At 73.7% G+C, this 7121-nt stretch carries 6 protein-coding genes; 2 read left to right on the top strand and 4 right to left on the bottom strand.

Features of this window, described 5'->3' with window-relative positions; genetic code table 11:
* Nucleotides 1-423: 423 nt before the first annotated feature.
* Nucleotides 424-1140: a 3-oxoacyl-ACP reductase FabG gene (gene fabG / locus G6R24_RS16400; protein ID WP_163550112.1), complete on the bottom strand. Its 717-nt coding sequence runs from the start codon at nucleotides 1138-1140 to the stop codon at nucleotides 424-426.
* Nucleotides 1141-1372: 232 nt separating this feature from the next.
* Here fabG and G6R24_RS16395 point away from each other — a divergent pair, with 232 nt between their 5' ends.
* Together G6R24_RS16395 and G6R24_RS22610 are read left to right on the top strand one after the other, a co-directional pair.
* A complete protein-coding gene (locus G6R24_RS16395; protein WP_163550111.1) occupies nucleotides 1373-1675 on the top strand; it encodes a hypothetical protein in 303 nt (100 codons plus the stop codon).
* A 13-nt stretch (nucleotides 1676-1688) separates the two neighbouring features.
* Nucleotides 1689-4415, top strand: a complete 2727-nt coding sequence (locus tag G6R24_RS22610) for a pyruvate dehydrogenase (RefSeq protein ID WP_338084448.1) — start codon at nucleotides 1689-1691, stop codon at nucleotides 4413-4415.
* A gap of 9 nt (nucleotides 4416-4424) precedes the next feature.
* On the opposite strand, the gene fabI is transcribed toward G6R24_RS22610, so the two are convergent.
* The 3 genes from fabI to G6R24_RS16370 all read right to left on the bottom strand — a co-directional run bounded on the left by fabI (nucleotide 4425) and on the right by G6R24_RS16370 (nucleotide 6978).
* Entirely contained in the window at nucleotides 4425-5198 is a 774-nt protein-coding gene (fabI, locus tag G6R24_RS16380) for an enoyl-ACP reductase FabI (protein WP_163550110.1), read from the bottom strand.
* Nucleotides 5199-5288: 90 nt separating this feature from the next.
* Nucleotides 5289-6473, bottom strand: coding sequence for a cation:proton antiporter (locus tag G6R24_RS16375; RefSeq protein WP_163550109.1), 1185 nt, complete (start codon nucleotides 6471-6473; stop codon nucleotides 5289-5291).
* A gap of 19 nt (nucleotides 6474-6492) precedes the next feature.
* On the bottom strand, nucleotides 6493-6978 hold the full coding sequence (locus tag G6R24_RS16370; RefSeq protein WP_163550108.1) for a cation:proton antiporter regulatory subunit: 486 nt from the start codon (nucleotides 6976-6978) through the stop codon (nucleotides 6493-6495).
* Nucleotides 6979-7121: the final 143 nt, after the last annotated feature.

Here is a 7121-nt window from a genome sequence, read left to right as displayed (position 1 = left end):
TCGGACACAGAGTGGCAGCAATGGCCTGATGGATGCCCCGCTCCCCGTCCAGACCCCTCCGCCCCCGGGCCGCGGCCACACGCCGAGGGTTGCTCGGCCACACGCCGAGGGATGTTCGGTCCACGGAGGCCTCAGTCCTTGAACAACCCTCGGCATGCCATGATCACGGCCTCGCTCCGGAGGCGTCGGAGCGCTCGCCAAGCGGCCGCCGCACACGCACTGCCGTCTATATCACCTTGTATCGGCATATAAAGGACGGCCGCGTAGCCATGACCCGACCTTGCCGAGGCCCGAGCGGACGCATCATCTCGGACGCGACCAGCATCACCCCCGGACGCGGCCAGCAGCGCTCCGGACGCGACCAGCAGCGCCTCAGCCGCGGTCAGCAGCGCCTCGGAGCGACCAGCAGCTCCTCGGATGCGGTCAGTGGCCCATGCTGAGGCCGCCGTCGACCGGGATGAGAGCGCCGTTGATGTAGGCGGCGGCCGGGGAGGCGAGGAAGGCGACCAGGGCGGCGACGTCCTGCGGGTCGCCCATGCGCTTACCGGGGACCGCGGCGGTCAGGGCTGCACGCTGGTCCTCGGTGAGGGCGTCGGTCATGTCGGTGCGGATGGGGCCGGGGGCGACGACGTTGGCGGTGATGTTGCGGGGGGCGAGCTCCCGGGCCAGGGAGCGGGCGAAGCCGATGAGGCCGGCCTTGGACGCCGCGTAGTTGGCCTGGCCCGGGCCACCGATCGACGCGACGACGGACGAGATGAAGATCAGACGCCCGCGACGCAGCCGCATCATCGGGCGGGTGGCTCGCTTGGCGACCCGGTAGGCGCCGACCAGGTTCGTGTCGATCACGTCGTGGAACGCGTCCTCGCTCATCGTGGCGAGCAGGGTGTCGCGCACGATGCCGGCGTTGGAGACCACGATCTCCACCGGGCCGAGCTCGGCCTCGATCTTGCCGAAGGCCTTGTCGACGCTGTCGGCATCGGCCACGTCCATGGTGACGCCGAGCATCCCCTCGGGGGCCGAGCCACCGCGGCTGGCCACGGCGACCCGCTCGCCGGCGGCGGCGAGCGCGGCGGCGCAGGCGGCACCGATGCCGCGGTTACCACCTGTGACCAGAGCGACGCGACCTTCGTTTTCGACCATGACCGGTGATGGTAGCCGCCCGGCCGGCCTGGCCCGGACCGTCCACGCTCGCACCCGGGACGCGGCGCGGGCCGGCCGGCGACGCCGCATCCCACTGCGGATGCTGAAATGGTGCGTAACACCGCACGGTGGACGCGGCTGTCCGCATCCGGCGGGACACCCAGCGGCGAGACCAGTCCGGCGGGCAACCTCCGGCCCGCGTCGCACGTCCGGACATGGGGAGGGCTGCGCCGTGGGACGAAGGCCGAACATCCGCAGACCGGAACCTCGAGGATTCGAGTCGGCGCATGCCTACCCGGAGCTGATCCTGGCCACCGATGGCGACGGTCCGCCCGCCCAGGCCGCCCAGGCCGGGCCCGACGGCTCCGCCACCGGGCCCGCCAGCACCACCCCGGCAGCCGACCGCCGCGCCCCGAACCCGGCCAGCACCGCCCCCGCGGTCGCCGGCCCGGACCCGAAGCCCGCCGGCCCGGAACCGGGGCCTGCCAGTCTCGACCCTGGAGCCCAGGGGTCCGGGATCGGGGACCGACCGTGAGAACGAGGACGAGATGGCGACATCGGCACTCACCCCACGTGACGTCTCCCAACCCGCCAACGGTTCCCCGCTCCACCCCGGCGGCGGACCCTCCACTCCGGTCGAGCCGCCACCGCCCGCACCCGTCCCCGGTCCGCCGGACGGCATCCTCGATCTGGCCGCCCTGGCCACGTTGGACGGGCGACTCCGCAGCCGGGCCGCCGCCCTCATCGAGGCCGGGGTGCGGGCGGGGCTTCGTTCACCGGGAGACGCCCGGCGGGACCGGGCCGCGGTGGCGTCGGCGTCCAGTGTGGCCACCGTGCTGTGGTTCGACGCGCTGCGCGCCGAGGACCGGGTGAGCGTCACCCCGCACACCGCGCCCCTGCTGCTGGCGGTGCACGAAGCACTCGGCGAGACGCAGCCACCGTCACCGGACGCGCTGCCCGTGGCACCGCCGGCCGCCACGGCGACCCGACCGTCGGCGACGGCCACAGCGGCGACGGCCACGGGGGCGACGGCCACAGCCACGGCCACGGGGGCGACGGCCACAGCCACGGCCACGGGGGCGACGGGGGCCACGGGGGCGACGGCGCTGCCGTGGGAGACGCAGACAGCGACGGTCGCTGGTCCGGGGCGTCCGCTGCGCCGGCTCGGCAGCGGCAATGTCGGACCCAGCGGCACGGTCTGGGCGGCGCTGGCGCACCGCTTCGCCGGCAGCCGGTTCGACCACACCCCCGGCGGACGACAGATCTGCCTGATCGATTTCACCGAGCTGCGGGACCCGTCCGTCTGGGAGTCGATCACCGACGAGCGGGTCGCGCATCTGGGCGAGCTGTTCTGGGTCGTGCTGGTCTCCGGCACCGGAATCTCGGACGGCTGGCAGCCCGGCGCGACCGGTGCGGCCCGGGAGACCGGCGGCGTCGGCGGGCCGGGTCGGGCGGCGCGGATGTTCGAGGCGGCCGGCTGGCAGGTGCTCACCGTCCGGCATGGTCGGCGGCTCGGTGCGCTCTCCCGCGCGCCCGGCGGTCCCGCGCTGATGGCTCGGCTCGACCAGCTCACCCCGGCGCAGTACCAGGAGCTGCTGCACACCCGGGGTGCGGAGCTGCGCCGCAGGCTGGCCGGCCCGGGCGCCGCGGGTGTCGGCATCAGTCGACTGCTCGACACGCTGCCCGACGAGGAGATCCTCGCCTGCCTGCGTGATCTCGGTGGGCACGACATTCCGCTGCTCATCGACGCCTTCGACGAGGTCGCCGGCGACCGGCCCACCGTCCTGTTCGCCTACACCGACAACCGGCTCACCCCGGACGACGCACCCCCCACCAGCCCGGACGACCTCGACGACCCCGACCGCCCCGCGACCCTGGACCGCCCCGCATCCCTGGACCATCCCGCGGCCCTGGACCGTCCAGACGATGTGGACCGCCCCGACGATGTGCTCACCGAGCTGGACCGGCCCGGCGACCAGGCCCGCCCCGCCGACATCGAACCGGCCGACATCGAACCGGCCGACATCGAACCGGCCGACATCGAACCGGCCGACATCGAACCGGCCGCAGCCGTGACGGGCGGGAGGAACCAGGAGGGACGGCCGGCGGCCGGGCCGCTGCTGGCGCCCGTGCCGTGGACGCCGGGGGCACGCCGGCTGGCCCGTCATGTCGGCACCTACCTGGACCGCGCGCCGATCGCACCCCGCGCGGCCGCACCGGTGCCGGGGCACGTCGATCGGCGCGCCGACGGTGTGAGCTCCACCCAGGAGGCGCTCGGCCAGCTGCTGCGCGATCTGCCCGCGCTCGCCCCGCAGGCCGCGACGGCGGTGGTCACCATCAGCACCCGCGCCGCGGATCCGATCCTCGCCAGCTGGCTGGCCGCGGCCGGACGGCATGTGGCCGGCGGGCTGTCGGCGCCGGCGTTCGGCGGGGTGCTGGCGTCCCTGGGAGTGGCGTGGAGCCGGCAGGGACTTCCGCTGCTGCCGATCGGGGTCGCCGACGAGCTGGCCGCGGGCCAGGTGCTGCCGGGGTGGCTCGCGGCCGGCAGCGGGGACGCGCGCAGCATGCTCGCCGTCGCCGACACCGGTCTTGACCCGGCGTCCCGGGCGTTGGCCTTCGGCGGTGGCGACGGGGTGCCCGAGCGGGTGGCGGCGGTGTGGACGCCGGCGTTCGCCCAGGATCTCGCCTGGTGCCTGCTCGCGGGTCTCGGTCAGCTGGGCCGACCGGGCGGGGTGTCCAGCCTGCTGCGGCTGAGCGCACGTCCGATCGACCAGCGACTGGCCGCGCTGCCGGGCGACCCGGTCGCCCTGCGCCAGCGCCGCGCCCTGGCTCTCGCCGGCGGCTACCGGCTCTACGAGGGCGGCCCGGACGCGGTGCTCACCCTGGTCGGCGTCGGGGCGGTGCTGCCGGAGGTGCTGGGTGCGGCGGCCCGACTGTGCGCGGGCCTGCGCCGCGAGGTGAGCGTCGTGTGTCTCACCTCGCCGAACGCGGTGTTCGCCGCGCTGCAGGCCCGGCGTGGGCTCCAGGACGGCTCCGACGCGTTGCTGGGCGAGATCCTGCCGGCACGGCGACGCACCCCGCTGGTCACCGTCGTCGACGGTGATCCCCGCTCACTGGCCTTCCTCGCCGGTGTGCATGGCGATCCGATCGCCACGCTCGGATCGGCCGCGCCGGCCCCGGGCACCGAACCGCCGGGGCCCGGGGACGCCCCCGTCCCCCTGGAGACGATCATCGGGGCAGCCCTGGACCTCCTGGACGAGACCAGCGGGCGCTGACGTCCGCGCTCAGACGCCGACCGCGTGGACTCCCCCGTCCACGTGGACGATCTCGCCGGTCGTCGCCGGGAACCAGTCGGAGAGCAGGGCGACGCAGGCCTGGGCGGCCGGGGTGGTGTCGTGGACGCTCCAGCCGAGGGGGGCACGGCCGTCCCAGACGTCCTCGAACTGGCTGAAACCGGGGATGGACTTGGCCGCCATGGTGCGCAGTGGGCCGGCCGCGACGAGGTTGACCCGCACGCCACGCGGCCCGAGGTCGCGGGCCAGGTAGCGGGCGGCGGAGGCCAGCCCCGCCTTGGCGACGCCCATCCAGTCGTAGGACGGCCAGGCGACCGAGGCGTCGAAGTCGAGGCCGACGACGGAGGCCCGCTCGCCGAACAGCGGCAGGGTCGCGCGGGTCAGCGAGGCCAACGACCAGGTGGACACCTGCAACGCGGTGCCGACCTCGGACCAGGCCGCCTCGACGAACGGTTTGCCGCCGAGGACCGACTCGGGGGCGAAACCGATCGCGTGCATCACGCCGTCCAGGCCGTCGACGTGTTCACGGAGCCGCTCGGCGAGGCTGCCGAGCTGCTCCTCGTCGGTGACGTCCAGTTCGACGACGGGAGCCTCGGTGGGCAGCCGGCGGGCGATGCGTCGGGTCAGGGACAGGCCCCGGCCGAAGCCGGAGAGGACTACCCGGGCGCCCTGTTCCTGGGCGATGCGGGCGACGCTGAAGGCGATCGACGCCTCGGTGAGGACGCCGGTGACGAGAATGCGTTTACCTTCGAGAAGACCGCTCATGGGCCGCATCCTGCCAAACATCGCCGCGGTGGTGAGCGGTCCCCGCCGCGGAGCGTCGCCGCCGGGGCCAGGGGCGGCGGGCGAGGCGGCTCAGGTACGCGCGAGCAGGCGTTTGCGGGTGGCGCGGGTGACCGGTTCGACGAACCGGGCGGCCAGCGGGCCGATGATCGCCATCAGCAGCACATAGCAGGCGGCCAGCGGGCCCAGTTTCGGTTCGATGCCGGCGGCGACGGCGAGGCCCGCGATGACGATCGAGAACTCACCGCGGGCGACCAGGGCCGCGCCGGCGCGGAAGCGGCCCATCGTGCCGATCCCGGCGCGTCGCGCCGCCCACCAGCCTGTGATCATTTTCGTGGTGACGCCGGCGACGGCCAGCAGCGAACCGGCCAGCAGCGCCGACGGGATCGACTCGGGGTCGGTCTGCATCCCGAAGAACACGAAGAACACCGCCGCGAACAGGTCCCGCAGCGGGCTGAGCACCTCCGCCGCGCCCTCGGCGATCGGGCCGGACAGCGCGATACCGACCAGGAACGCGCCCACCGCGGTGGAGACCTGCATCTTCTGCGCCAGTCCGGCGACCAGCAGGGCGAGGCCGAGTACCCGCAGCAGCAGGATCTCGTCGTTGCGGTCGGCCTTCGGGTCGAAGACCAGCCGGGTCACCTTGTCGCTGTGGCGCACCGCCAGGTACAGCACGGCGACCAGCAGGCCGAGCGCGATCGCGACGGTCAGCGAACCGCGGGCGAACGTCTGATGGGCCAGCAGCGCGGTGAGCACCGGCAGGTAGACGGCCATCGCCAGGTCCTCGAGTACCAGGACCGACAGGACCACCGGCGTCTCCCGGTTACCGAGTCGGCCCAGGTCGCCGAGGACCTTCGCGATGATCCCGGACGACGAGATCGCGGTGACACCGCCCAACACGACCGCGGCGGTCGGTCCCCAGCCCAGGATGAACGCCGCGACGACGCCGGGCAGCGCGTTGAGGACCAGGTCCAGCACCCCGGCGGGAGCCGCCTGGCGCAGCCCGGAGAGCAGCTCACTGGCGGTGTACTCGAGTCCGAGGGTGAGCAGCAGCAGCACGACGCCGATCTCGGCGCCGACCTGGATGAACTCCTCGCTCGCCCCGAGCGAGATGACCCCACCGTGCCCGACGGTGAGCCCACCGAGCAGGTAGAGGGGGATCGGTGAGATACCGACCCGGATGGCCAGATGTCCCAGGACGCCCAGGGAGAAAAGAACTGCCCCGAGCTCGATGAAGGTCGTGGTTGTCGAGTGCACTCGCGGCGGCCGTCCGCCGTCAACCGGTTCGGAGCAACGCCGCGACGGACGCGGTGTTCTCCGGTGTCCCGACGACCACGACGATGTCCCCGGCCTCGAACTGGAAGTCCGGTCGCGGTGACGCCTGCACGATGTGGTCACGCACCACGGCGACGATGGACGCGCCGGTGCGGGTACGGGCCTGGGTGTCACCGAGCAGCCTGCCGGCGAACGGCGAACCAGGGGTGATGGTGATCTGTTCGCCGACCAGCCCGGCGAACACCTTGCTGATGTCGGCCAGTTTCTCGACGAAGCGCGGAGCCCCGAGCAGCTCGGACAGGACGTCGCTTTCCTCCGCGGTCAGTGTGACGCACTCGCCCACGGCGTCGCTGTCCTGCGCGTCGTAGAGAACGATGTCGCGGCGGCCATGATGATGATGGGAGACCACACCCACCCGCCGGCCGCCCCGAGTCTGGAAGTCGTGGCGCAGCCCGATACCAGGCAACGCCGTCTCCTCGATGTCCACAGCAACCCTCTCGCGCGTTCTCGCCCACTCCGCCGTGGGAGTTCTGGTGACCGGATGACCGGGCGGTGCCCCGACCGGTCGCGTTCCGGCCCGGGGGCGCGCGTGTGGCGTCCCGGCCAGGCACGGCCCCAGCCCGGCTGTGA

The organism is Candidatus Frankia nodulisporulans (assembly GCF_902806475.1).
Classification (GTDB): domain Bacteria; phylum Actinomycetota; class Actinomycetes; order Frankiales; family Frankiaceae; genus Frankia; species Frankia umida.
Note: the sequence above shows the minus strand (reverse complement) of the source record. Positions and strands in the feature narration are given on the sequence as shown.